Here is a 25512-nt window from a genome sequence, read left to right as displayed (position 1 = left end):
TTGTTGCAATCGGTCTCGTACAACTGCGCGCCAGAACCTAGAATTTGCCAGCGCGAGACTCCGCGTAAAGGATATTCAATGAAATCTGTACAACACGAGATTGATGAGCGGACCAACCTCACCAGCTCCAACAAGTTTGAGCTGCTGCTGTTTCGTTTAGGGACTGATAACGCGCTGGGGCAATCAGAGCTGTTTGGCATCAATGTGTTCAAAATTCGCGAGATTGTGGCCATGCCCAGCATTACCCCGATTGCCGGGGGCACTGCCCACTCCTTGGGGGTGGTCAATTTGCGCGGCCAGGTCATCCCGGTGCTCGATTTGCCCGCCATTGTGGGCTGCAAGCCCGCTACTGGCTTGAACATCATGTTGGTGACGGAGTTTGCTCGTACCACCCAAGCGTTTGCCGTGGAGTCGGTAGAAGACATCGTGCGCTTGGACTGGAACCAAGTGTTGTCAGCCGAGAGCAGTGGTGCTGCTGGCAAGCTGGTGACGAGCATCGCACGGCTCGATGGCAACACCGATGGCACGCGCTTGGCTCAAGTGCTGGATGTCGAAGCCATTTTGCAGATGGTCTCGCCACAAGAGCAAACCCAACATGAGGCGCAACGGCCCCGCTCAGACCTGAATATCAAACCAGGCACTATCATTTTGGCCGCCGACGATTCTTTTGTTGCCCGCACCTTGATCGAGCAAGAGTTGCAGCATCTGCATGCGCCCTATGAGATGGTTAAAACAGGCAAAGAGGCTTGGGAGCGCTTGCAGGTGTTGGCCGATCAGGCTGCTGCCCAAGGCAAAACCATCATGGACAAGGTGTGCTTGGTGCTCACCGATCTGGAAATGCCAGAGATGGATGGTTTTACCTTGACACGCAACATCAAGGGTGACATCCGCTTTAAGGGGCTACCGGTGGTGATTCACTCTTCGCTGTCAGGCTCGGCCAACGAAGACCATGTGCGCGGCGTGGGGGCCGATGGTTATGTGGCTAAGTTCTCTGCCGAAGACTTGGCCGCCACCTTGCATGGCGTATTGCCAGCCCGGAGCAAATAAAGGCCGCTGGGTTTTATGGGAGAATGGAGGCTTCGATTTCTCCTTTTTCAGTGCAAGAAAGGTGCTTAGGTTATGACACCGCGAACGACAACCACGGAGTTGGTTTCTGCCCATTGATGGGCGGCAGTTCGCGCCTGCACCGGTTTTCTTTCTTGTTTTTTAGCGCGGCCCCAGAGCCGCGTTTTTATTTTTCCATTGCCCCATGTTGAACATCACGCTTCCTGACGGCTCGCAACGTCAATTTCCCGGCCCGGTGACGGTGGCCGAAGTCGCAGCCTCGATTGGTGCCGGTCTGGCTAAGGCGGCATTGGCGGGCAAAATTGGCGATAAAGTGGTGGATACCAGCTATCAAATCACCCAAGACAGCCCGCTGGCTATCATCACGGCCAAGGACGCCGATGGCTTGGAAGTGATTCGCCACTCTACTGCGCACTTGTTGGCCTACGCGGTCAAGGCGTTGTTTCCTGAGGCGCAAGTCACTATTGGCCCGGTGATCGACAACGGCTTTTATTACGATTTTTCGTACAAGCGCCCGTTCACGCCAGAAGACTTGGCCTCCATCGAAAAGAAGATGAGCGAGTTGGCAAACAAGGATGAGCCTATCGTGCGCCGCGTGCTGCCGCGCGACGAGGCGGTGGCTTACTTTAAGGGTTTGGGCGAGAACTACAAGGCCGAGCTGATTGCCAGCATCCCCAGCAATGAGGACGTGAGCCTGTACCGCGAAGGCGATTTTGAAGACCTGTGCCGTGGCCCGCACGTGCCCAGCACCGGCAAACTCAAGCATTTCAAGCTGATGAAGGTGGCGGGTGCCTATTGGCGCGGCGATCACCACAATGAGATGCTGCAACGTATCTATGGTACGGCTTGGACGAGCAAAGACGAGCTGCAACAGTACCTGACCCGCCTAGAAGAAGCCGAAAAGCGCGACCACCGCAAGTTGGGTCGCGAGCTCGATTTGTTCCACATGGACGAGCACGCCCCCGGTTTGGTGTTTTGGCACCCCAAGGGCTGGACGCTGTGGCAAGAGGTGGAGCAGTACATGCGCACCGTCTATCGCCAAAATGGCTACCAAGAAGTCAAAGGCCCACAAATCTTGGAAAAGACGCTGTGGGAAAAAACGGGCCACTGGGACAAGTACCGCGACAACATGTTTGTGACTGAGTCGGAAAAGCGCGATTACGCGCTCAAGCCGATGAACTGCCCCGGCCATATCCTGATTTTTAAGCAAGGCATCAAGAGCTACCGCGACTTGCCGCTGCGCTACGGCGAGTTTGGCCAGTGCCACCGCAACGAGCCTTCGGGTGGCTTGCACGGCATCATGCGTGTGCGCGGTTTTACGCAAGACGATGGCCACATCTTTTGCACCGAAAACCAAATTTTGCCTGAGTGCGACACCTTTACCAAGGTGCTCAAGCAAGTCTATGCCGACTTTGGCTTTACCAACATTTTGTACAAAGTCTCGACCCGGCCAGCGGCGCGCATTGGCTCCGATGAGTTGTGGGACAAGGCCGAGCAAGCGCTGATGGACAGCCTGCGCCATTCGGGCTGCGAGTTTGTGATCTCGGAGGGCGACGGTGCCTTTTATGGCCCGAAAATTGAGTACACGCTCAAGGATGCCATTGGCCGCGAATGGCAGTGCGGCACGATTCAGGTGGACTTTAACCTGAGCGAGCGCCTCGATGCCGAGTATGTGGCCGAAGACGGTGTACGCAAGCGCCCAGTGATTTTGCACCGCGCTATTGTGGGCAGCTTAGAGCGTTTTATCGGTATTTTGATCGAAGAACACGCCGGTGCCCTGCCTACGTGGCTGGCCCCGGTGCAGGTGGCGGTGCTCAACATCACCGACGATCAGGCCGATTATTGCCGTGAAGTAGCGGCGCGTTTGCAAAAAGCACTGCCCCAACACCCCTTGCGTGTGGCAACAGATCTTCGTAACGAGAAGATTACGTATAAAATACGCGAGCATTCTATGCAGAAGTTGCCGTTCATCCTTGTCGCTGGCGATAAGGAGCGTGCAGCCGGTACAGTCGCAGTGCGTGCCCGGGGCAATAAAGACCTAGGTGTCATGTCGGTTGATGCGTTCATTGAACTCATCACCCAAGCCGTTGTCGCTAAACAGTGATTTTTAATAAAATCACGGCGTGGCGCTTGCTGACTGCTTGAAAGCCGCTACGCTTTTCGTAGCATTTTGATTGAAGGTGATAGCCATAGCTACTGAATTTCGTGATCGTCGCCACCGCGAAGAGCGCAAGCACCGTCTCAACCGCGAAATCGCGGCCCCCGAAGTGCGCCTGTCCGGCCCTGAAAATGAGCCCTTGGGCGTAGTCAGCCTGATGGAAGCGCTGCGCATGGCAGGCGAGTTGGATGTGGACTTGGTAGAAATTGCCGCCACGGCCAACCCGCCGGTGTGCCGTCTGATGGACTACGGCAAGTTCAAGTACCAAGAGCAAAAGCGTGCTGCTGAAGCCAAAGCCAAGCAGACGGTCATTGAAATCAAGGAAGTCAAGTTCCGCCCCGGCACCGATGACGGCGACTACAACATCAAGTTGCGCAATATCCGTCGTTTTCTGGCCGATGGCGACAAGTGCAAAATCACGCTGCGTTTTCGTGGCCGTGAAATCACCCACCAAGAACTGGGCTTGGCCTTGCTCAACCGCTTGCGCGATGACTTGGCCGATACCATCTTGGTCGAGCAGTTCCCCCGCCTTGAAGGCCGCCAGATGATCATGATGATCGCTCCGGCGCGCAAAAAAGCTGGTGGCGGTGGCGGCGCTAAACCCGCCGACGGCGGCGCAGACGCTGCCCACTAAACCCTATTGCCCGCACTGGCGCAAGCTGGTGCAGGAAACCAAAGGGCGCGCCTAGCGCACCCTTTGCGGCAGGCTTGGCCTGCCATTTAGAAGTGTCTCGGGGCCAACAAGTTTGCAAGTCCGTTTGCAAACGCCTCACGAGCACAAACAAAGGAGCATTCACATGCCCAAAATGAAGACCAAGAGCAGCGCTAAAAAGCGCTTTCGCGTTCGTCCAGGTGGTACCGTCAAGCGCGGTCATGCCTTCAAGCGTCACATTTTGACCAAGAAGACTACCAAGAACAAGCGCCAGTTGCGTGGTGTGGCTGCCGTTCATGAGACCAATATGGGTCACATGGCGCAAATGCTGCCCAAGTGCGGCTTGTAATTCACTGACGAACAAGGAGTAAACACATGCCTCGCGTCAAACGTGGTGTAACGGCCCATGCCCGTCACAAAAAGGTTCTGAAACTGGCCAAGGGTTTCCGTGGTCGTCGTGGTAACGTCTATCGCATCGCCAAACAGGCGGTGATGAAGGCCGGCCAATACGCCTACCGCGACCGCCGCGCCAAAAAGCGCGTGTTCCGTCGCCTCTGGATTGCCCGTATCAACGCCGGTGCTCGTGCACTGGGCCTGACCTACAGCCAATTCGCCAACGGCCTGAAAAAAGCCGCTATCGAAATCGACCGCAAGGTGCTGGCCGATCTGGCCGTGCACGACCAGGCCGCCTTTGGCGCCATCGTGGAACAAGTCAAGGCCAAGCTGGCTGCTTGAGTTTCACAGCCGTAGCTACTGCCCGCAGTAGCTGTGAGCGCACTAACCACAAGGGCTAGAGCTTGCCAAAGCACTAGCCCTTGTGCCTTTTCAAGAGCAGAAAAAAATGAACGAGTTGGACTCTCTGGTCGAAAGCGCACAGCAGTTGTTCGCGCAAAGTGCCACCCCCGCCGAGCTAGAAAATGCCAAGGCCCAATTTTTGGGCAAGGCCGGGCGCATCACTGAGCTGATGAAGGGCATGGCGCAGCTGTCGGTAGAAGAAAAGAAATCGCGCGGCGCAGCCATCAATGTGGCTAAACAGGCCATTGAAGCAGCCCTGACCGCCCGCCGCCAAGCGCTGGCCGACGCAGAGTTGCAAGTCCAACTCAAGGCCGAGGCACTCGATGTCAGCCTGCCCGGTCGCCAGCGCGGCATGGGGGGTTTGCACCCCGTCTCCCTGACCCAAGAGCGCATCGAAAGCATTTTTGGCTCGATGGGCTTTGACGTGGCCGAAGGCCCTGAGATTGAGGCCGACTGGTTTAACTTCACGGCGCTCAACACCCCCGAAGACCACCCCGCCCGCTCCATGCACGACACTTTTTATGTCGAAGGCGGTTCGGCCACAGCGCCCAATTTGCTGCGCACCCATACCAGCCCGGTGCAGGTGCGCCATGCCGTGCAGCACGTCAAGCAGCACCGCGCCCTGATTGATGCGGGCCAATCCATGCCCGAAATCCGTGTGATTGTGCCGGGCCGCACCTACCGCGTCGATAGCGATGCCACGCACTCGCCCATGTTCCACCAATGTGAAGGGCTGTGGATTGGCGAGAACGTCAGTTTCAAAGACCTGAAGGTGGTGTTTACCGATTTTTGCCGCACCTTCTTTGAGAGCGATGATCTGGTGCTGCGTTTTCGCCCCAGCTTCTTCCCGTTTACCGAACCCAGCGCTGAAATCGACATCCAGTTCCAAACCGGCCCGCTGGCAGGCCGTTGGCTCGAAGTAGCCGGTTCCGGCCAAGTCCACCCCAATGTGGTGCGCAATATGGGCCTAGACCCCGAAAAGTACATCGGCTTTGCCTTTGGCATGGGCATGGATCGTTTAACCATGCTGCGCTACGGCGTCAATGACCTGCGCCTGTTCTTTGACGGCGATATCCGCTTCCTGTCGCAGTTCCAATAAAGCGAACCCAGCCCCTCCAGCTCCCCTGCCCGGCCCCTGAAGTATCCGAGTCTGACTATGCAATTCCCCGAATCTTGGTTGCGCGAATTTTGCAATCCCCCGCTCACCACGGCCCAACTGGCCGAAACGCTGACCATGGCTGGCCTCGAAGTCGAAGAACTTCAGCCCGTGGCACCGCCGTTCACACGCATCGTGGTCGGGGAAATCAAAGAGGCCGTGCAGCACCCCAATGCTGACCGCCTGCGCGTCTGCCAAGTCGATGCCGGACAGGGCGAGCTGCTCAATATCGTTTGTGGTGCTGCCAATGCCCGCGTCGGCATCAAAATCCCTTGTGCCTTGGTTGGGGCAGAACTGCCCCCCGGCGCAGATGGCAAGCCCTTTATCATCAAACTGGGCAAGCTGCGCGGTGTTGAGAGCCAAGGTATGTTGTGCTCGGCACGAGAACTGCAAATCTCCGAAGAAAGCGCCGGGCTGCTGGAGCTGCCGCTGGATGCCCCGGTCGGCCAAGACATCCGCCAGTACCTCAAGCTCGACGATACCCTGCTCACGCTCAAGCTCACGCCCAATCTGGCCCACTGTCTGAGCGTGTTTGGTATTGCCCGCGAACTCTCCGCCCTCACTGGCGCGCCGCTGTTGCAACCCGAGTTTCCCGCCGTGGCTGTTGGCATCCCAGACCAACTGCCGGTGTCGGTGCAAGCGCCTGATTTGTGTGGCCGCTTCAGTGGCCGTATTGTGCGCAACGTCAACACCCGCGCCCAAACGCCACAGTGGATGGTGGACAAGCTGGCCCGCTGCGGTCAGCGTAGCGTTTCGCCGCTGGTGGATATCTCTAACTACGTCATGTTTGAGCTGGGCCGCCCCTCGCACATTTTTGATCTAGACAAAATCCACGGTGGCCTGCAAGTGCGCTGGGGCCAACCCGGCGAACAGCTCAAGCTGCTCAATGGCAACACCATCACCGTCGATGAGCAAGTGGGCGTGATTGCCGACGATAGCCAAGTCGAATCGCTGGCAGGCATCATGGGTGGCGATGCCACTGCTGTCTCTGACGATACGCACCACATCTACATCGAAGCCGCCTTCTGGTGGCCTAAAGCTATTGCAGGCCGTTCGCGCCGCTATAACTTCTCTACCGATGCTGGGCACCGTTTTGAGCGCGGCGTCGATCCGCAATACACGGTAGAGCACATTGAGCGCATCACCCAGTTGGTGATGGACGTCTGTGGCACCCCCGACACCACAGTCGGCCCCATCGACGACCAGCAAACCGCCCTGCCTGAGCGCAGCCCCGTCACCCTGCGCGTAGCGCGCTGCGCCAAAGTGCTAGGCATGGCCGTCACGCAACAGCAATGCGCCAACGCTTTGCGGGGCTTGGGCCTGCCAGTGCAAGAGGGCGATGGCGTGCTCACCGTCACGCCGCCTTCGTACCGCTTTGACCTGACCATCGAAGAAGACCTGATCGAAGAAGTGGCCCGCATGGTCGGCTACAACCAGTTGCCCACCACACCGCCGCTGGCCCCCATCACCCCCAAGTTGCGTGCCGAAAACCGCCGCAGCGCCTTTGCTGTGCGCCGCGAACTGGCAGCGCTGGGCTACCAAGAAACCATCAATTTCAGCTTTGTTGAAGAGCGCTGGGAGCGCGAGCTGGCAGGCAATGTCCAGCCGATCAAGCTGCTCAACCCCATTGCCAGCCAAATGGGCGTGATGCGCTCCTCCTTGCTGGGTTCGCTGTTGCAGGTGCTCAAGTTCAATGTCGATCGCCGCGCCGAGCGCGTGCGCGTGTTTGAACTGGGCCGGGTGTTCTTGCGCGATGCCGCCGTGCCCAACAGCGACAACACCGTCGAAGGCTTTGACCAACCCATGCGCGTAGCCGGTTTGGCCTTTGGCCCATCGGACAGCCTGCAATGGGGCCGCAAAGAGCAAACGGTAGATTTCTTTGACACCAAAGGCGATGTCGAGGCCCTGCTGGCCCCGCTCAAGGCGCAGTTTGAGCCAGCCACCCACCCCGCTATGCACCCAGGCCGCTGCGCCCGTGTGTTGCTGGCTGGCCGGGCGATTGGCTTTGTCGGTGAACTGCATCCCCAGTGGCGTCAGTCGTGGGAACTGCCCCAAGCCCCCATCTTGTTCGAGTTGGAATTGGACGCCGTGCTGCAACGCAGCGTACCCCAATTCAAAACTGTGCCCAAGCACCAGAGCGTGCAGCGCGATTTGGCCGTGGTCGTGGCCGAACAGGTCAGCCATGCCCAACTCATGGCTGCCATTGAAGCCGCCGTGTCGCCCGACATGCTGCGCCAAGCCGTGCTGTTTGATGTCTATCGTCCCAAGCCCGTCAAGGGCGCAGAGGCCGCACCAGCCACTGGGCTGGCCGTGGGCGAAAAGAGCTTGGCCGTGCGCCTGACCTTGGGCAGTGGCGAGGCCACCCTGACCGATGCCGAGATCGAAGCCGCCGTGGCTGCTGTGGTGGCCCAACTGGCCGAACAAACTGGCGCAAAGCTGCGGGTATGAGCAATACCGAACAAAGCACCGCCCCGGTGCTGACCAAGGCCCAGCTCATTGATCTGCTCCAAGAGGAAGTCGTGCTGAACAAGCGCGAAATCCAAGAGCTCGTCGATGCCTTCTTTGGCTTGATTACCAAACATCTGGTGGCCGCAGACGAGGTCAAGTTGCTGGGTTTTGGCAATTTTCAGGTGCGTGATAAGCCACCCCGCCCCGGACGCAACCCGCGCACCGGCAAGCCAGCGCCCATCCGGGCGCGGCGTGTGGTGACTTTCCACGCCAGCAGCAAGCTCAAAGCGTTGGTGCAGACCCGCGCCGCTTCTTGAGCATCCGGCAAGTGTCAGGGGCGCAGCAGTAGACTGCGCATGACGATGCCGTCTTCGGCGGGCCGTGCTCTGGGCTGAAAAAATCCCGGAAACTGCGCCACTTCCTGAAAGCCCGCCGCTGTGTAGGTGCGCCGGGCTGCTGTCCAATTGGTATTGACCAACAGCAGCGCCGAGCGCAGCCGGGGATAGGCTGAGGCCAGCTGTGCTAGGCAGCCCTGCAACAGTGGCTGGCTCCAGCCGCGCCCGTGCAGCGCTGGATCTAGCACCATGGAGGCGATATACAGCGTGTTGCCATGCACCGGGTCGTGGCGCTCAAGAATATCGTGTCCTAGGGTAAAGTGTTCCGCTTGTACCGGGCCATCGCTCGTTTCATGCCACATCTCGCAGAAAACGCAACCAATGCTCTCTCCTTCGTGAAAGGCTAGCAGAGAGCCTTCGGGAAAGACCTCTATGCGCTGGGCATAGACCTGCCGTGTTTCCCAGTGTCCGGGGTCAAAGCCTGCGGCCTCTAGTTCCATGATCCGGTCGAGGTCGGCCAGCGTGGCTGCCTTGAAGTTCAATGAACGCATATTTCTCCATTCATGGCGCATGGCGCTGCTAATACATGCTGGTGGTGCGCTGTATTTTTTGCATTCAACGGGTGTCTAAAGAGCTTGCCAGTCGGGGATTGCAGCGGGTACTGTGTGAAAGCCGCCAGCCTTGGTGTTCTTAGCCTAGCCTGCACAGTGGCTAATGCATGCACCCAATGAAAAAGCCGCCCACCTGTACTAGGTTGGACGGCTTTGTTCTGGTTGTTGGTCGGTGTGAAAGGATTCGAACCTTCGACCCCTTGCACCCCATGCAAGTGCGCTACCAGGCTGCGCCACACACCGAAGACTTGAATTATATACCTGAAAACACCATCATCTCAAGAAGGTGCTCAATTTTCTACACATTCAAGGCGAGCGGTGCAGGCGCGGGGCAGCCAGCATGGCCCGCTCTTCCTCCACCACCTTGTCCAGTTGCTTTTGCGCTGGCGTGGGTGGCAAGGCGGCCAGCAGGGTTTGCAGCCGGGTCAGGTCGGCCACCGTAGGCGCTACCTTGATTTGTGCCACCGCCGCAGGCAGTTGCCCCGATTTGACCAGTGTAAACACCTTGGTCGCCCATTCATTTTTTCCCCGTGCCATCGTTGTCTTTCTTTGCTGTTGTGCAAGTCCGGCGCAAATGCCGGTAGCATGGGCTGCACTTTAACGCCTCTTTAACGCCCATTGGCACGCTATGGCTACCTCTACCATCACTACTGCCACCTACCAGCTCTATCCATCGCCGCGCAATAGCAGCAACACCATATTCGTCCACGAATTGTTTTTGCCCTACCCCTATGCGCTTATCCACCTGCCAGATTACAACCTAGCCGGTGCCGCCACCTTGTTTGCGGCTTGCCGCTTGGCCGATCAAAAAATGGGCCAGTTGGTCACGTTTGAGCTGCCCGCCGATCTAGCCCGCTTTGAGCGCCTGTTTACCCCCGATTGACTATGTCCGACATCGAGAACCAAATTTTTGTCCCGCCATCGTTCATCGCTCTGTACAGCGATGCCCGTGGCCGCCTGCGTGAGCGCACCGCCTTGGTGCGAGAGCGTTACGAGCTGTGTGAAGACTTGGCCGGGCACTTGGTGGGGCAGGCGCAAACGCTGTACCAGTTGCAAGTGCCGTCAGAATTTGAGGTATTGCGCCGCATCTATGCTGGGCTGTGCGCTGCTGATGCGAGCGTTTCAGTGGCCGAAGCTACTTGGATCGTCACGCGGCTGGCGGAGTTGCTAGAGTGGCCGTGCCCCGAGCTGACGGCGCAAGCGCCGTCCTGCTGAGTTCAATCCCATTCAATCGCAGTGCTGGGCGATGTAGGCTTTAACTTGCTCCACGTTGGCAGGCATCACCTGCACGCGCTTGGGCAAATCTTCAATGCCCAAGAACTTGGCGGGGCGCTCAGGCGCATGGCCTAAGGCTTCGACAATGGTCTCGGCAAACTTGATGGGCAAGGCCGTTTCTAGCACCAGCATCGGGATGCCGGGGCAGCGGTGCTCGCGTGCCACCTTCACGCCATCAGCCGTGTGGGTGTCAATCGTCATGCCAAAACGGGCGTATGTGTCGCGGATGGTGGCCAAGCGATCGGCATGGGTGCTCTTGCCGCTGGCAAAACCGTAGCGCTGCGCTGCTTGGGCAAAGGCGGGGTGGCCGCTGAGGTCAAAACGGCCTTCTTTGCTCAGAGCATCGCCAAACAGCGCTTGTACTTGCGCACCATCGCGGCCCAGCAGGTCAAAAATAAAGCGCTCAAAGTTGCTGGCCTTCGAGATGTCCATCGATGGGCTGGAGGTCTCATGCGTATCAGCGCTGGCGCGTACGCGGTACACGCCGGTGCGGAAGAACTCATCGAGCACATCGTTTTCGTTCGTGGCTACCACCAAGGTGTCGATGGGCAGGCCCATCATGCGTGCCACATGCCCGGCACAAACATTGCCAAAGTTGCCGCTGGGCACGGTAAAGCTGACCTTTTGGTCGTTGCTCTCGGTAGCTTGGATGTAACCGGCAAAGTAGTACACCACTTGGGCCAACAGACGTGCCCAGTTGATGGAATTGACGGTGCCAATTTTGTACTTGCGCTTGAACTCCAAATCGTTGCTGACGGCTTTGACGATGTCTTGGCAGTCGTCAAACACGCCTTCAATGGCGATGTTGTGGATGTTCTCGTCTTGCAGGCTGAACATTTGCGCTTGCTGGAAGGCGCTCATGCGGCCATGCGGGCTGGTCATGAAGACGCGCACGCCCTCTTTGCCGCGCATGGCGTGTTCTGCGGCGCTACCAGTGTCGCCGCTGGTAGCACCCAGAATGTTGAGCTGTGCGCCCCGGCGCTTGAGCTCGTATTCAAACAGATTGCCTAGCAGTTGCATTGCCATGTCTTTGAAGGCCAGCGTTGGGCCGTTGGACAGGGCTTCTAGCCACAGGCTGTTTTCAATGTGGCGCAGCGGCACGATCTCGCCGGTGCCAAACACGGCAGCGGTGTAGGTCTTGTGGCACAGGGCACGCAGGTCGTCAGCGGGGATGTCGTCAATGTAGAGCGACAAAATCTCAAACGCCAGCTCAGAGTAGCCCTGTTTGTGATAAACGGTGCGCCAGCGCGTGAGCGTGGCGTCGTCCACTTGGGGGTAGTGTTCGGGCAGGTACAGGCCACCATCGGGGGCCAAACCTTCGAGCAGGATGTCGCAAAAATGCTTGCGGTCGGGGTGGCCGCGTGTGGAGAGGTACAGCATGGCAGTGTCTCGCTCTTAGTTCAGCTCTTCTTTGCGGATGCGGGTGATGCTGGCCAGCACCGTAGGGAGCTGCTGCATCTGGGCGATGGCATCGTTCATGGTGCCTTCGCGGGTGTCGTGGGTCAGGATGATGAGGTCGGTTTGCGTCGAGCCTTCGCCGCCCACTTCATCGGCTTCGCGTTGCAGCATGGCGTCAATGCTGATACCGGCACCTGCCAAAATGCCCGTTACCTTGGCCAGCACACCGGCTTGGTCGGCCACGCGCAGGCGCAGGTAGTAGCTGGTCACCACTTCGCTCATCGGCAGCACTGGCAGGCTGTCCATTGCGGCATCCAGCGTATGCGATTGGAAGGCCAAGTGCGGCACGCGGTGGTGTGGGTCTGCGGTGTGCAGGCGGGCAATATCCACCAAGTCGGCAATCACGGCGCTGGCGGTAGGCTCGGAACCCGCGCCCTTACCGTAGTACAACGTGGTGCCTACGGCATCGCCATGCACCACCACGGCATTCATTGCGCCTTCGACATTGGCAATCAGGCGCTTGGCAGGCACTAGGGCGGGGTGGACGCGCAACTCAATGCCCTTGTCAGTGCGCTTGCTGATGCCCAGCAGCTTGATGCGGTAGCCCAGTTGCTCGGCGTATTTGATGTCGGCAGCGCCCAGCTTGGTGATGCCTTCAACATAAGCCTTGTCAAACTGCACCGGAATACCAAAGGCAATCGCGCTCATCAGCGTGGCCTTGTGCGCGGCGTCCACGCCTTCAATATCAAAAGTCGGGTCAGCTTCGGCGTAGCCCAGACGTTGCGCTTCTTTCAGCACGACGTCAAAGTCTAGGCCCTTGTCGCGCATCTCGCTCAGGATAAAGTTGGTGGTACCGTTGATGATGCCTGCCAGCCACTGGATGCGGTTGGCCGTCAGGCCTTCGCGCAGCGCCTTGATGATCGGGATGCCCCCGGCCACGGCGGCCTCAAAGGCCACCATCACGCCCTTGGCAGAGGCGGCAGCAAAAATCTCCGTGCCATGCACGGCCAGCAGGGCCTTGTTGGCCGTCACCACATGCTTGCCTGCAGCAATGGCTTCAAGCACCAGCGCCTTGGCAATACCGTAGCCGCCAATCAGCTCGACCACGATGTCGATATCGGGGTTGGCAATGATGGCGCGGGCATCACTCACCACCTGCACGCCTTCGCCCACCACGCTTTGGGCGCGTGCTACGTCCAGATCAGCCACCATGGTGATCTGGATGCCACAGCCAGCGCGGCGGCTGATTTCTTCTTGATTGCGTTGCAGTACGTTAAAAACGCCGCTACCGACGGTGCCGATGCCCAGCAGGCCAACTTGAATAGGTTTCATAAAAATTTACTCAATAAAAAGAAGGGTTACTCGGTGCCATGGCGTTTGCGGTACTGCTCCAAGAACTTGGCTACGCGGCCAATGGCTTCGCGCAGATCGGCCTCGTGCGGCAAAAACACGATGCGGAAGTGGTCAGGTGCAGGCCAGTTAAACCCTGTGCCTTGCACCAGCATGACCTTGGTTTCTTGCAACAATTCCAAAAAGAACTGCTGATCGTCTTGGATCGGATAAATGGCCGGATCAAGGCGCGGAAACATATACAGCGCGGCCTGTGGTTTGACGCAACTGACACCCGGAATCGCGGTGATGAGCGCATGGGCCAAATCGCGCTGTTTGCGCAGGCGGCCACCCTCACAGACGAGATCGTTAATGCTTTGGTAGCCGCCCAACGCCGTTTGGATGGCCCATTGGCCGGGCACATTCGCGCACAAGCGCATATTGGAGAGCATGTTCAGGCCCTCAATGTAGTCTTTGGCGGCTTTTTTATCGCCCGACACCACCAGCCAGCCTGCACGGTAGCCGCAGGAGCGGTAGCTTTTGGACAGCGAGTTAAAGGTGAGCGTGAGCACATCTTCGCTCAGGCTGGCTAGTGGCGTGTGCTTGATGCCGTCATAGAGCACCTTGTCATAGACCTCGTCGGCAAAAATCACCAAGTTATGCTCGCGGGCGATGGCCACAATGCCTTTGAGCAACTCGTCTGAATACAGCGCACCCGTAGGGTTGTTCGGGTTAATCACCACAATACCCTTGGTGCGTGGTGTGACTTTGGCGCGGATGTCGTCCAAGCTGGGCATCCAGCCGTTGTCCTCTTCGCACAAATAATGCACGGGGGTGCCACCTGAGAGGCTGGTGCAAGCCGTCCACAACGGATAGTCGGGTGCGGGCAGCAGCAGTTCGTCGCCGGTGTCGAGCAGCGCGTTGGTGGCCATGGCGATCAACTCACTGGCACCGTTGCCTAGGTAGATGTCATCGAGGGTCACGCCCTTGACACCCTGCTTTTGGGTTTCGTGCATCACCGCTTTGCGCGCAGCAAAAATGCCCTTGCTGTCGGAGTAGCCTGCCGAGTTGGGCAGGTTGCGGATCATGTCCTGTTGGATTTCTTCGGGGGCATCAAAGCCAAACACCGCCAAGTTGCCGATGTTGAGCTTGATGATTTTGTGGCCGTCTTCTTCCATCTGCTTGGCCGCGTCCATGATCGGGCCTCGGATGTCGTAACAGACGTTGGCGAGCTTGGCAGATTTGCGAATGGATTTCATGGCAGCAAGGGCAGCAGGGCGAAACCTATAATTTGAACACAGTTCCGCCACCTCTTGCACCTGCGAACGCAGTACGCCACCGCCATGAAATTTCAGCCCGATCGCCACAGCATTCACAGCATTACCGGCTACGGCCCCGGCTGGATCAACGTAGGGCCAGACAAAGTGACTTCTAGCCTGATTCTGGGGGCAAATGGCCTGCGCCTGCCTTGGGATTGCACCCGCTTTGAGGACCTGACTGCCGCCCACTTTGCGCCACTGGCCGAGCTAGAGGCTGAACTGATCTTGTTTGGCAGCGGTGTGCGCAACCGTTTTGTGCCGCCAGCGTGGTTGCAGCCCCTAATGGCCCGGCGTATCGGGCTGGAAACGATGGACACCCAAGCGGCTTGCCGCACCTACAACATTTTGGCTGGTGAAGGCCGCAATGTGGTGGCTGCGCTGCTGTTAGAAACGGCCTAAAACAGAGCAAAAACCGTTTCGGGGTAAAATCGCGGGTTGCGGTCGGAGGCAATCAAGAACAACACATCCGTTCCTCCGGCTTCCAACGACCACACTCCCGAGAGACTGCAGTTATATGGCGATCGTTGTCAACAAGCCCCTCCCCGAATTTGAAGCCAACGCTACTGGCGGCATCAAGGTCACCAATACCTCGCATCACGGGCAGGTTATGGTTTTGTATTTTTACCCCAAAGACAACACGCCCGGCTGCACCACCGAAGCGATGCAGTTCCGCGACAAGTACAAAGACTTTGTCAAAGCGGGCGCTGCGGTGTTTGGCGTCTCGCGCGACAACATGAAGTCGCACGACGAGTTTCGTGAAAAGCTAGAGCTGCCCTTTGAGCTGATCGCTGACACCGAAGAAAAAATGTGCCACATGTTTGGCGTGGTCAAAAACAAGATCATGTACGGCAAGAAGGTCAAGGGCATTGAGCGCAGCACCTTCCTCATCAACGAAGACGGCATTCTGACCCACGAATGGCGCGGCCTGAAGGTGCCGGGCCATGTCGAAGAGGTGCTCAAGGCCGTCAAATCGCTCAAGGCGCTGAAAAAAGCCGCTTGATTGCACTGGCATCGCTGGCGTGCATAATGGATCAATGCCGCTGAACTCCGCGAAGCTCCTTTCTGACCACCAAGCCGCCTGGGTTTCCCGGCGGCTTTTTGCTTTCTGAACTTGCCTGATTGAGGTCTTTGCCCATGCCACCTTTGCCCCCCGCACCCACCCGGCGCGCCGCCCAATTGCCCCCTGAGGCATTCAAGCCTGTAGCCCGCAAAGCCAGTGCCACCGAAAAATCTGCACCCTATGAGGCTGCGCCAGCCACTGCTGTGGCTAGCGCATTGGTGGATACCGTGGTGGTAACGACCGCCTCGCGCAAAGGCGGGCGGCGTCGAAGCGATGCTCCAGCGGCAGTGCCTGCCGTGACCAGCAACCGCCGCAGTGTGCAAACACCGGCATTGGTGCAAGCTCCCGTGTCGGTCGTGGCAGCCGTGCCAGCAAGCACGCCAGCGGCTACACCACCGGTGGTGGTAAGCGCAGTGGCGGCCTCTGTACCGGCCAGTGCTGCCCCTGTGGTAGTGGTTCCCCCTGCCGTGGCAGCGGTAGCCCCCCAGAGCCGCCAGCGCAGCCGCAGCCGCAAGGCGGTGCGCAGCAGCAGCGGCCCGACCAAGCTGTTCGTCCTCGATACCAATGTGCTGCTGCACGACCCCACCAGCCTGTTCCGCTTTGAAGAGCACGACATCTACCTGCCGATGATCGTGTTGGAGGAGCTGGACGCGCACAAGAAGGGCATGACCGAAGTGGCGCGTAATGGCCGCCAAGTCAGCCGCTCATTGGACGGGCTGGCTGCGGCCCAAGGTGCAGACATTGGACAAGGGCTCAAGCTCGATTCCACCGGTCAGCGCGGAGCCACTGGGCATTTGTATTTCCAGACCTCGGCGCTCGACTACCAACTGCCCACCAGCCTGCCCCAAGGCAAGGCCGACAACCAGATTTTGGGCGTGGTAGAGGCACTGCGCAAACTGCACGCTCCGCGTGAGGTGGTGTTGGTGTCCAAAGACATCAACATGCGGGTTAAGGCGCGTGCGTTGGGTTTGCCCGCTGAGGACTACCAAAACGACAAGGCGCTGGATGACGACGACCTGCTCTACTCTGGTGCCTTGGCCTTGCCTGCTGATTTCTGGAGCCGCCACGGCAAGGCGGTTGAGAGTTGGCAAAGCGGCCCCAACACTTTCTACCGCGTCAGTGGCCCGATGGTGGCGCAGTGGATGATTAACCAGTTTGTCTATTTTGAGGCCCCCGGCGAGCCTAGCCTGTATGCGCGCGTCACAGAAATCCGCGATAAAACCGCTGTACTGCGCACGCTCAAAGACTACGCTCATGCTAAAAATGCGGTGTGGGGTGTCAACAGCCGCAACCGCGAACAAAACTTTGCCCTCAATCTGCTGATGGACCCCGAAGTTGATCTGGTCACGCTTACGGGTACCGCAGGCACCGGCAAAACGCTGATGGCCTTGGCGGCTGGCCTCACGCAGGTGCTTGATGAGCGCCGCTACACCGAAATTATCATGACCCGTGCCACCGTGAGCGTGGGCGAAGACATCGGCTTTTTACCCGGCACCGAAGAAGAAAAAATGGGGCCGTGGATGGGGGCCTTGGACGACAACCTCGAATTCTTGGCCAAGGGCGAAGGCGGCAACCCTGGCGAATGGGGCCGCGCTGCTACCAATGAGCTGATCCGCAGCCGTATCAAGATCAAGAGTATGAACTTTATGCGTGGGCGCACGTTCATGAACAAGTACGTCATCATCGACGAAGCGCAAAACCTGACCCCCAAGCAACTTAAAACACTGATTACGCGCGCCGGGCCGGGCACCAAAATTGTCTGCATGGGCAACTTGGCGCAGATTGACACCCCGTACCTGACCGAAGGCTCGTCGGGTCTGACCTTCACGGTAGATCGCTTTAAGGGCTGGCCGCACAGCGGCCATATCACGCTGGCCCGTGGTGAGCGCTCACGCTTGGCCGATTTTGCCAGCGACGTGCTCTAACTGGGGCCGGTAGCGGGCTTGTATTCGCGCAGCCAGGCCTCAAAAGTGTCGCAGGCAAAACGGCCTAGCGCTGCGGCAAACTGCTCCTTGTTGCCCAGATACAGGCTGTGGCGCATCACGGCATAGGGGTTGAGCTTACGCCCGCCCCTCTGCTCTTCGATGTACTGCTTGTAACGCTTGACGGTGCCGATGTTCTCGCGCAGCAGGGTGTTAAAGCCGGTGCGCGTGATGCCGGGTGCCCAGCCCTGCACATCAGCCACAAAGCTGTCCACACGGCGCGGCTCAAAGCTGTAGTCGTTAAAAAAGTGGCTGGCGATTTTCAGGAAGGTGAAGGCGTTCAGATCACTGCTGACCACCGGCGTTTGCTCCTGCGCCAGCGCGGCGGGGGTGGTGGTCTCGGTGTCGTCTGGGGCTGCCAGCAGTTGCGCCTCGGTGGCGTCGCGAATTTGGCGAAACTCGCGGTCGGCCAGTTCAAATAACGCTGCCAGCACATTGATGCGCCGCTTGAGCGCGCCCGGAATCGACTTTTTGTATTTGATTTTGTGGTCTAGCACCGCCCAAGCGTCTTGCACAATGGTGCGTACTTGTAGCTCAAACGGGTAGGCGGCCAGCGGCAGGCCATGCAGTAGGGGTGCCGTCTCTGCGCTCCAGCGTGGCTTGAGATCGAGGTGCAAGCCCTTGTAGCCAAAGGCGCTTTCGGTGCCCTCGACGGCAGCGGTTTTGTCAGTGACCTCAATGACCTCAAAATGCTGGCGCACGGCCTGCGTGATTTTGTCAATTTCGTCTTCGTACAGGCACACCACGCGCACGCCAATCAGGTCGCTGATGTAGGCGGCGATGGTGTAGGGGGTGTTGCTCTCTTCTAGTGCCGTGCGGTATTTGCGCGAGAACTTGCGCACACACTCGGCTTTGTCTTTGATGCGGCCCTCCATCCGTGACACCTCAATGCCGCCGGCTTGGGCCAGCGCCTCGGTCAGTGTGGCGAGGTATTGCGCCAAGGCGGCCTCTAAGCCTTGGCGGTGCTGGGCATGAAAGCCGTGAAAGGCTGCTTCTTCGAGCTCAAAGTCCAAGGAGGGCATGGCTGTGCTCCGTGCTTAGTAATCGCCGTCGTTGGCACCCGTAGCTAGACTTTCAAAGCGTGTCTGGGATTTTTGAAAGTACAGCTTGACGGTACCGGTAGGGCCATTGCGCTGCTTGCCAATGATAATCTCGGCCACATTGGGCTCTTTGCTGTCTTTGTTGTAGTAGTCATCACGGTAGATAAACATGATGATGTCTGCATCCTGCTCAATCGCACCCGATTCGCGCAAATCCGACATCATCGGGCGCTTGTCGGTGCGCGTCTCTACGCTGCGGTTGAGCTGTGACAGCGCAATCACCGGACATTGCAGCTCCTTGGCCAGCATTTTGAGGCCGCGCGAAATCTCGCCCAATTCGGTGGCGCGGTTTTCACCTTGCGAGCCTGCCGAACCGCTCATCAGTTGCAAATAGTCCACCACAATCAGCCCCAACTGGCCACACTGGCGCGCCAAGCGCCGGGCATTGGCGCGCAACTCTGACGGGGTCAGACCGGGGGTTTCGTCAATATGCAACGATACATTGCGCAGTTTTTCGATGGCTTCGGTCAGGCGCGGCCATTCGTCGGTGGTCAGCCTGCCGTTGCGCAGGTGGGATTGATCTACCTTGGCAATGGAGCCTACGATCCGTACCGCCAATTGGGCAGCGCCCATTTCCATCGAGAAAATGGCTACCGGCAACCCTTCGTGCAGGGCTACATGCTCGGCAATGTTCACAGCAAAGGCGGTGTTATGCGTGACTACATCGTCATTGGTGATGTACAAGTGTTCTGGGTGGCTCACGGCAATGCACTGGCATGGTGCTTCGCGGCTAGGAGCAATGCCAGTGATGGTGAGGCGCTTGGCCCGTTGGCGCTCTACCGGCAAGCGTGCCTGTTTTTCTGACAACAGAAACAGTGAGCGTGGCTGCGGATGGGCGATGTGGCAAATATAGGCGGGTAGCCCTGGCACCCGCAGGCCGTGGCTGTTGCGGTAATGTGGCGTTTTGCTGCTGATGGAGCACCAGCCCCCCAGCGAGCGCACCAGTTCGGCCATATCCTGAGCCAATTGGGGGCTGGCGGTAGAAAAGCGCACGCTGCCCCAGCGCTCTACCCAACCATCGGTATCGAGCAAGCCACGCAATACATCCAAACGGGCGGCCCGATGGGCCTCCAGATACAGACGCGGAATAAACTTGGCATCGCTGGCCAAGCCCCACAGCTGTAGGCTCTCTAGCGCCACCCGCAAGGGGTTGGCCTGTGCGCCTTGCAACCCCAGCACGTGGCCCCGATCTTGGCGCACGATGCGGTAATCATAGTTTTGCGCATGGGTCACGGTCATGTCGGCACCGACACGGGCCTCTAGGGTTGCCAACATCTGGGGCGAGGCCGTGGCAAAACGTACCGTGCCAGTACCTGTCAAACTACCGTCACCCAACAAAGCCCCTAGCACCCACGGGTCGATGGGCAAGGGATCGTGGTGACCAAAATCACCACTGGCCGTATCTATCCATAAGCGCCCTTGGTAGCGGGTTTTTTCCAGCAACGCCATGATGTCAGCGGTACTGAGTACTTTGGCAGCTTGCCAGTGTCGGCAATGCACGCGCCATAAATGTTCGGCGCAGGCTTCGGCGCTACGCCCGTCCGAGAAGCTCAGGCGATAGACCTGTCGCACTCCTTGCGGAAAAATACCCGTAACGATAGAGGCTCGGCCATCCACTGAGGCCAGCCCGTCGCCGACCTCTAGGTCGCCCATCGCCTTCCAGCCGGTGCGGGTGCGCACTTGGGCATCCAGTGGCTGTGCCTTGCCCATCGAGGGCCGCGCTGCCAGCACCACCATGTCCCCGGCTTGCAGCCCCGAAGTCATGCGATCAAGGTCAATAAAGCCAGTGGCTACGCCGGTGATATCGTTGGGGTTGTCGGCCATTTCTTGGACGCGCCCCATTAGGGTGCTGACCAACTGCTCCATCGGCTGAAAGCCCTGCTTCATCCGCGAGCCTTCTTCACCGATATTGAAGATTTTTTGCTCGGCCTCGTCCAGAATTTTTTCTACTGGACGTCCTTGGGGGTTGAAGGCATTGGTGGCAATTTCATCGCTGGCCGTGACCAGTTTGCGCAAAATGGAGCGCTCGCGCACGATTTCGGCATAGCGACGAATGTTGCTGGCGCTGGGTACGTACTGCGCCAAGCTGTTCAGATAGGTCAGCCCGCCCACCTCTTCGGCTTTGCCGATGCCTTGCAACTTTTCATACACCGTGATGACGTCAGCGGGCTTGTTCTCGTTGATGAGCTTGCCAATGCTGGAGTAGATTAACTGGTGATCGTGGCGGTAAAAATCGGTCTCCATCAACAGATCACCTACCCGCTCCCAAGCATTGTTGTCCAGCAACAAGCCACCCAGCACACTGGACTCTGACTCGATGGATTGGGGCGGCACGCGCAGTTGCGAAAGCTCGCGGTCATCGTAGGGGGCAAAGCCACCATCCATAGGCATGAAGGGGTCAGAAGACATCGGGTTCCTTGGAGCAAGCCGGGGATGCTAACGGGAAAACAAAAAACCGCCCGAAGGCGGTTGCTAGGCAGCGCAGGGCGCTATCAGGCGGTTTCGCCGTACACCGACACGGTAACTTCTGCCACCACATCGGTGTGCAGGGCCACGTTGACAGTGTTGTCGCCAATGGTCTTGATGGGGCCGTTGGGCAGACGAATCTGCGACTTGAGCACCTTAAAGCCTTGCTTATTCAGCTCGTCGGCGATGTCGTGGTTGGTCACAGAACCAAACAGACGGCCATCAACGCCAGCCTTTTGCGTCAGCTTGAATACCTTGCCAGCCAGCTTTTCGCCTTCGGCTTGAGCAGCGGCCAGCTTTTCAGCAGCAGCTTTTTCGAGTTCGGCGCGCTTGGCTTCGAATTCGGCCTTAGCGGCAGCAGTGGCGCGGCGGGCGCGGCCTGTGGGGATCAGGAAGTTACGGGCGTAACCGTCTTTGACCTTGACCAGATCACCGAGGTTACCGAGGTTCACAACCTTGTCGAGCAGGATGATTTGCATGGGTTGTGCTCCTTAGATCTTGTGCTGGTCGCTGTAAGGCACCAGGGCCAAGAAGCGGGCGCGCTTGATGGCAGTGTTGAGCTGGCGCTGGTAGATGGCGCGGGTGCCGGTCAGGCGTGCGGGAATGATCTTGCCGTTTTCAGCAATAAAGTCACGCAGGGTGTCCACGTCTTTGTAGTCGATTTCTTCGACGCCAGTGACGGTGAAGCGGCAGAAGCGCTTGCGCTTGAACAGCAGCGATTGGGTATTGCGCTTGGGGCGCTTGTCTTTGTTGAATTTCTTGAACGTGGCCATTGCGGACCTCTTGAAAATTAGTTTTGTTGAATATCCTGAACGTGCAGCACCACATGCCTGCCGTTGCGCGGAGTGGCTAAAAAACCGCTGAACTGCCAAAGGCTACCTACAGGCTGCCGAGCCAATTGCTCGGCCAAGGTGCCAAAGGCCACAGCCTTCATGCTGGCCTTGACTTCGCGGGGCTGACCGGCCTCTTGCTGTTGCGAGCTGTGCTCCAGACGCAGGGCAATGGCGGGCAGTCCGGCAGGCGTGAATCGCAAAGGCTCGGCCTCGGCGATACAGGCAGTCAGGGCGACGCGGTTTTCCACTCCGGTGGCAGGCCTAGGGCTTAGCGCTCTGTGCGCTCTGCGCGGTCTGGACGCTCAGCGCGTTCACCAGCAGCAGCGTATTCGGCTTGGCTGGCTTTGCGGGCTTCTTCGCGCTCAACGGTCTTCATCATCGAAGAGGGGCCGGTTTCAGCCTTCTTCTTTTGCACGGTGAGGTGACGCAGCACGGCATCGTTGAACTTGAAGGCGTGCTCCAGTTCGGCCATCACAGCTTGGTCAGCTTCGATGTTGACGCACAGGTAGTGGGCCTTGGCCAGCTTGTTGATCAGGTAAGCCAGTTGACGGCGGCCCCAATCTTCAACACGGTGAACTTGACCGCCGCCAGCGACGATCATGCCCTTGTAACGTTCGAGCATGGCAGGAACCTGCTCGCTTTGATCCGGGTGGATCAACAAAATGATTTCGTAATGACGCATGCATACTCCTTCTGGATGAGAACCACCTGCTGCGCCTGTAGCAGTGTGGCAAGGCAAAACCCAAGATTATAGCCCTAGGCCAGCGCACCTGTACACTTGGCAAGCCATTCTGCCCAATTTGGGGTAGGTAGCCCAAACCTGTGATGCGCCGCTGCCCTTGAAATGGGTGGTAAGCGCCCCATCTGTGCAGGGCACACTGTTTTATCAGTTTCTTCTACCAGAGTTTCCGACATGTCTGAAAACCACACTTCTGCTCCTGCCGTAGCCCCCGCTCCCGAAGAGATCGAGGCCGCGCTGGCCGCCAATGCCTCTGACGAGATGGCGCGTTTGCAGTCCGAGCTGGCTGAACTCAAGGCCAAGAGTGCCGATTTGGCCGACCAGTTTTTGCGCGCCAAGGCCGAGGCCGAAAACGCCCGCCGCCGCGCCGAAGAAGAGATTGCCAAAGCACGCAAATTTGGCATTGAGGGCTTTGCTGAGAGCCTGCTGCCCGTCTGTGATAGTTTGGATGCGGCGCTGGCTCTGCCCAACGCCACGGCGCAGCAGTTGCGCGAAGGCTCGAATGCCACCTTGCGCCAACTGACCGCCGCGTTAGAGCGCAACAAGGTGGTAGCCATCAACCCCCCAGCAGGCGAAAAATTCAATCCTAACTTCCACCAAGCCATTAGCGTGGTTCCGGCAGAACAGGAGCCTAATACGGTGGTGGCGGTGTTGCAAAAGGGCTATGTGATTGCTGACCGCATTCTGCGCCCGGCATTGGTCACTGTCACGGCACCCAAATAAAAAAAGTGGGCCTGTCCGGCTTGAAGCCTTGTCAACAGGCCACACGTTAGACGCATTCAATAATTTTACTTAGATCGCGGAGAGAGAAATCATGGCAAAAATCATCGGTATCGACTTGGGCACCACCAATAGCTGTGTTGCCATCATGGACGGCAACACCACCAGAGTGATTGAAAACAGCGAAGGCGCACGCACTACGCCTTCCATCATTGCCTACCAAGAAGACGGTGAGATTTTGGTCGGTGCTTCGGCCAAGCGCCAAGCCGTCACCAACCCTAAAAACACCATCTACGCTGCCAAGCGCCTGATTGGCCGCAAGTTTGACGAGAAAGAAGTGCAAAAGGATATCGACCTGATGCCCTTCACCATTGCACGCGCCGACAACGGCGACGCTTGGGTCGAAGTGCGCGGCCAAAAGCTGGCCCCGCCACAAATCAGCGCCGAAGTGCTGCGCAAGATGAAGAAAACCGCCGAAGACTATCTCGGCGAAACTGTGACTGAAGCCGTGATTACGGTGCCAGCTTACTTTAACGACGCGCAGCGCCAAGCCACCAAAGACGCTGGCCGTATTGCGGGCTTGGATGTTAAGCGCATCATCAACGAACCCACCGCCGCAGCGCTGGCCTTTGGCTTGGACAAAACCGAAAAGGGCGACCGCAAAATTGCCGTCTATGACTTGGGCGGCGGCACTTTTGACGTCTCGATCATTGAAATTGCCGATGTCGATGGCGAAAAGCAGTTTGAAGTGCTGTCCACCAACGGCGACACCTTCTTGGGCGGTGAAGACTTTGACCAACGCATCATCGACTTCATCATCGCTGAGTTCAAGCGCGACCAAGGCGTCGATCTGTCGCGTGACGTGCTTGCCCTGCAACGCCTGAAAGAAGCAGCAGAAAAGGCCAAGATCGAGCTGTCCAACTCAGCAGCCACCGACATCAACCTGCCTTACATCACTGCCGATGCCTCTGGCCCCAAGCACCTGAACATCAAGCTGACCCGCTCCAAGCTGGAACAGTTGGTGGAAGAGCTGATCGAGCGCACGATGGCTCCTTGCCGCATGGCTATTAAAGATGCAGGCATCAACGTTGCCGACATCCAAGACGTGATTTTGGTCGGCGGCATGAGCCGTATGCCCAAGGTGCAAGAGAAGGTCAAAGAATTCTTTGGCCGCGAACCCCGCAAAGACGTCAACCCCGACGAAGCCGTGGCCGTGGGTGCTGCCATCCAAGGCCAAGTGCTGTCGGGTGATCGCAAAGACGTGCTGCTGTTGGACGTGACTCCGTTGTCTTTGGGTATTGAAACCCTGGGCGGCGTGATGACCAAGATGATCAGCAAGAACACCACGATCCCGACCAAGTTTGCCCAAACCTTCTCTACGGCGGATGACAACCAGCCTGCCGTGACCATCAAGGTGTTCCAAGGCGAGCGTGAAATTGCTTCGGGCAACAAGCTGCTGGGTGAGTTCAACCTCGAAGGTATTCCTCCCTCGGCCCGTGGCGTGCCACAGATCGAAGTGTCGTTTGACATTGATGCCAACGGCATCTTGCACGTCGGCGCCAAAGACAAGGCCACCGGCAAGGAAAACAAAATCACCATCAAGGCCAACTCCGGTATTTCTGAAGAAGAAATCCAGCAAATGGTCAAAGATGCTGAACTCAATGCCGCTGAAGACCACCGCAAGCTAGAACTGGTGCAAGCACGCAACCAAGGTGAAGCCGCCGTCCACAGCGTCAACAAGAGCTTGGTCGAGCATGGCGATAAGCTTGATGCCACCGAAAAAAGCGCGATTGAGTCTGCCGTCAAAGCCTTGGAAGATGCGCTCAAGGGTGAAGACAAGGCCGCTATCGACGAAAAAACTACGGCCCTCATGGCTGCCAGCCAGAAGCTGGGCGAGAAAATGTATGCCAATGAGCAAGCCGCACAGGCAGCGCAAGCTGCGGGTGCCGAGGCGGGCGCAGGTGGTGCCCACGGTGGACACAGTGGGCATGGTGCCCATGCTTCTTCGGCCAAGCCTGCCGATGACGACAATGTTGTGGACGCCGAGGTGAAGGAAGTCAAGAAGGGCTAA

The 25512-nt window shown here is 58.2% G+C and carries 26 protein-coding genes and 1 tRNA gene; 15 read left to right on the top strand and 12 right to left on the bottom strand.

Annotation, left to right across the window (positions count from 1 at the left end):
- Nucleotides 1-78: 78 nt before the first annotated feature.
- The 8 genes from BMX55_RS05420 (at nt 79) to BMX55_RS05385 (ending at nt 8591) form a co-directional block, all read left to right on the top strand.
- Nucleotides 79-1047, top strand: a complete 969-nt coding sequence (locus tag BMX55_RS05420) for a chemotaxis protein (RefSeq protein WP_091454053.1) — start codon at nt 79-81, stop codon at nt 1045-1047.
- A 202-nt stretch (nt 1048-1249) separates the two neighbouring features.
- Nucleotides 1250-3169, top strand: a complete 1920-nt coding sequence (gene thrS / locus BMX55_RS05415; RefSeq protein ID WP_091454048.1) for a threonine--tRNA ligase — start codon at nt 1250-1252, stop codon at nt 3167-3169.
- Nucleotides 3170-3245: 76 nt separating this feature from the next.
- Entirely contained in the window at nt 3246-3857 is a 612-nt protein-coding gene (gene infC, locus BMX55_RS05410; protein WP_091454875.1) for a translation initiation factor IF-3, read from the top strand.
- Nucleotides 3858-4020: 163 nt separating this feature from the next.
- The gene (gene rpmI / locus BMX55_RS05405) at nt 4021-4224 is read left to right on the top strand and encodes a 50S ribosomal protein L35 (protein ID WP_091454045.1); all 204 of its coding nucleotides are present in this window, start codon (nt 4021-4023) and stop codon (nt 4222-4224) included.
- Between the two features lie 26 nt (nt 4225-4250).
- The gene (gene rplT, locus BMX55_RS05400) at nt 4251-4610 is read left to right on the top strand and encodes a 50S ribosomal protein L20 (protein WP_091454043.1); all 360 of its coding nucleotides are present in this window, start codon (nt 4251-4253) and stop codon (nt 4608-4610) included.
- A gap of 106 nt (nt 4611-4716) precedes the next feature.
- Nucleotides 4717-5769 (top strand): phenylalanine--tRNA ligase subunit alpha, encoded by a 1053-nt coding sequence (pheS, locus tag BMX55_RS05395; protein ID WP_091454042.1) that lies wholly within the window; start codon nt 4717-4719, stop codon nt 5767-5769.
- Between the two features lie 57 nt (nt 5770-5826).
- Nucleotides 5827-8274 carry a phenylalanine--tRNA ligase subunit beta gene (pheT, locus tag BMX55_RS05390; protein WP_091454040.1) on the top strand — a complete coding sequence of 816 codons (2448 nt, stop codon included), beginning with the start codon at nt 5827-5829 and terminating at the stop codon, nt 8272-8274.
- Nucleotides 8271-8591 carry an integration host factor subunit alpha gene (locus tag BMX55_RS05385; protein ID WP_091454038.1) on the top strand — a complete coding sequence of 107 codons (321 nt, stop codon included), beginning with the start codon at nt 8271-8273 and terminating at the stop codon, nt 8589-8591. Before pheT ends, BMX55_RS05385 begins: the two co-directional genes overlap by 4 nt.
- A gap of 14 nt (nt 8592-8605) precedes the next feature.
- On the opposite strand, the gene BMX55_RS05380 is transcribed toward BMX55_RS05385, so the two are convergent.
- The 3 genes from BMX55_RS05380 to BMX55_RS05370 form a co-directional block, all read right to left on the bottom strand.
- A complete protein-coding gene (locus tag BMX55_RS05380) occupies nt 8606-9160 on the bottom strand; it encodes a GNAT family N-acetyltransferase (protein ID WP_177172826.1) in 555 nt (184 codons plus the stop codon).
- Between the two features lie 226 nt (nt 9161-9386).
- Nucleotides 9387-9463: transfer RNA gene (locus BMX55_RS05375), tRNA-Pro, on the bottom strand.
- 63 nt (nt 9464-9526) lie between these two features.
- Nucleotides 9527-9757, bottom strand: coding sequence for a hypothetical protein (locus BMX55_RS05370; RefSeq protein ID WP_091454034.1), 231 nt, complete (start codon nt 9755-9757; stop codon nt 9527-9529).
- Between the two features lie 91 nt (nt 9758-9848).
- On the opposite strand from BMX55_RS05370, the gene BMX55_RS05365 reads away from it, so the two are divergent.
- Complete coding sequence (locus tag BMX55_RS05365; protein WP_091454031.1) at nt 9849-10103, top strand: hypothetical protein; 255 nt, start codon at nt 9849-9851, stop codon at nt 10101-10103.
- 2 nt (nt 10104-10105) lie between these two features.
- Complete coding sequence (locus BMX55_RS05360; protein ID WP_091454027.1) at nt 10106-10435, top strand: hypothetical protein; 330 nt, start codon at nt 10106-10108, stop codon at nt 10433-10435.
- Between the two features lie 12 nt (nt 10436-10447).
- Here the strand turns inward: BMX55_RS05360 and thrC are convergent, their stop codons facing one another.
- Genes thrC through BMX55_RS05345 form a run of 3 tightly spaced genes read right to left on the bottom strand, consistent with a single transcriptional unit; the run spans nt 10448 to nt 14481 of the window.
- Complete coding sequence (thrC, locus tag BMX55_RS05355; RefSeq protein WP_091454024.1) at nt 10448-11875, bottom strand: threonine synthase; 1428 nt, start codon at nt 11873-11875, stop codon at nt 10448-10450.
- Between the two features lie 15 nt (nt 11876-11890).
- Nucleotides 11891-13225 carry a homoserine dehydrogenase gene (locus tag BMX55_RS05350; RefSeq protein WP_091454020.1) on the bottom strand — a complete coding sequence of 445 codons (1335 nt, stop codon included), beginning with the start codon at nt 13223-13225 and terminating at the stop codon, nt 11891-11893.
- 26 nt (nt 13226-13251) lie between these two features.
- Nucleotides 13252-14481 (bottom strand): pyridoxal phosphate-dependent aminotransferase, encoded by a 1230-nt coding sequence (locus BMX55_RS05345; protein ID WP_091454017.1) that lies wholly within the window; start codon nt 14479-14481, stop codon nt 13252-13254.
- Between the two features lie 84 nt (nt 14482-14565).
- Here BMX55_RS05345 and BMX55_RS05340 point away from each other — a divergent pair, with 84 nt between their 5' ends.
- The 3 genes from BMX55_RS05340 to BMX55_RS05330 all read left to right on the top strand — a co-directional run bounded on the left by BMX55_RS05340 (nt 14566) and on the right by BMX55_RS05330 (nt 17526).
- The gene (locus BMX55_RS05340; RefSeq protein ID WP_091454872.1) at nt 14566-14940 is read left to right on the top strand and encodes an Mth938-like domain-containing protein; all 375 of its coding nucleotides are present in this window, start codon (nt 14566-14568) and stop codon (nt 14938-14940) included.
- Between the two features lie 115 nt (nt 14941-15055).
- Entirely contained in the window at nt 15056-15541 is a 486-nt protein-coding gene (locus BMX55_RS05335) for a peroxiredoxin (protein ID WP_091454013.1), read from the top strand.
- A 134-nt stretch (nt 15542-15675) separates the two neighbouring features.
- The gene (locus BMX55_RS05330) at nt 15676-17526 is read left to right on the top strand and encodes a PhoH family protein (protein WP_091454009.1); all 1851 of its coding nucleotides are present in this window, start codon (nt 15676-15678) and stop codon (nt 17524-17526) included.
- Here BMX55_RS05330 and BMX55_RS05325 read toward each other — a convergent pair.
- The 6 genes from BMX55_RS05325 to rpsF all read right to left on the bottom strand — a co-directional run bounded on the left by BMX55_RS05325 (nt 17523) and on the right by rpsF (nt 22664).
- On the bottom strand, nt 17523-18605 hold the full coding sequence (locus tag BMX55_RS05325; RefSeq protein WP_091454003.1) for a GTP pyrophosphokinase: 1083 nt from the start codon (nt 18603-18605) through the stop codon (nt 17523-17525). The genes BMX55_RS05330 and BMX55_RS05325 overlap by 4 nt on opposite strands.
- Nucleotides 18606-18620: 15 nt before the next feature.
- On the bottom strand, nt 18621-21092 hold the full coding sequence (gene dnaB, locus BMX55_RS05320) for a replicative DNA helicase (protein WP_091454000.1): 2472 nt from the start codon (nt 21090-21092) through the stop codon (nt 18621-18623).
- An 83-nt stretch (nt 21093-21175) separates the two neighbouring features.
- On the bottom strand, nt 21176-21628 hold the full coding sequence (gene rplI / locus BMX55_RS05315; RefSeq protein ID WP_091453998.1) for a 50S ribosomal protein L9: 453 nt from the start codon (nt 21626-21628) through the stop codon (nt 21176-21178).
- A 12-nt stretch (nt 21629-21640) separates the two neighbouring features.
- Nucleotides 21641-21922, bottom strand: a complete 282-nt coding sequence (rpsR, locus tag BMX55_RS05310; protein WP_044397946.1) for a 30S ribosomal protein S18 — start codon at nt 21920-21922, stop codon at nt 21641-21643.
- Between the two features lie 17 nt (nt 21923-21939).
- Complete coding sequence (priB, locus tag BMX55_RS05305; protein WP_091453996.1) at nt 21940-22230, bottom strand: primosomal replication protein N; 291 nt, start codon at nt 22228-22230, stop codon at nt 21940-21942.
- A 20-nt stretch (nt 22231-22250) separates the two neighbouring features.
- Nucleotides 22251-22664, bottom strand: coding sequence for a 30S ribosomal protein S6 (rpsF, locus tag BMX55_RS05300; RefSeq protein WP_091453992.1), 414 nt, complete (start codon nt 22662-22664; stop codon nt 22251-22253).
- A gap of 231 nt (nt 22665-22895) precedes the next feature.
- Between rpsF and grpE the strand changes: the two genes are divergently transcribed.
- Nucleotides 22896-23444: a nucleotide exchange factor GrpE gene (gene grpE / locus BMX55_RS05295; RefSeq protein ID WP_091453988.1), complete on the top strand. Its 549-nt coding sequence runs from the start codon at nt 22896-22898 to the stop codon at nt 23442-23444.
- 91 nt (nt 23445-23535) lie between these two features.
- Nucleotides 23536-25512 (top strand): molecular chaperone DnaK, encoded by a 1977-nt coding sequence (gene dnaK, locus BMX55_RS05290; protein WP_091453985.1) that lies wholly within the window; start codon nt 23536-23538, stop codon nt 25510-25512.

This window comes from Giesbergeria anulus (genome assembly GCF_900111115.1).
GTDB classification, from domain to species: domain Bacteria; phylum Pseudomonadota; class Gammaproteobacteria; order Burkholderiales; family Burkholderiaceae_C; genus Simplicispira; species Simplicispira anulus.
This window is presented reverse-complemented; position numbering and strand designations above follow the sequence as displayed.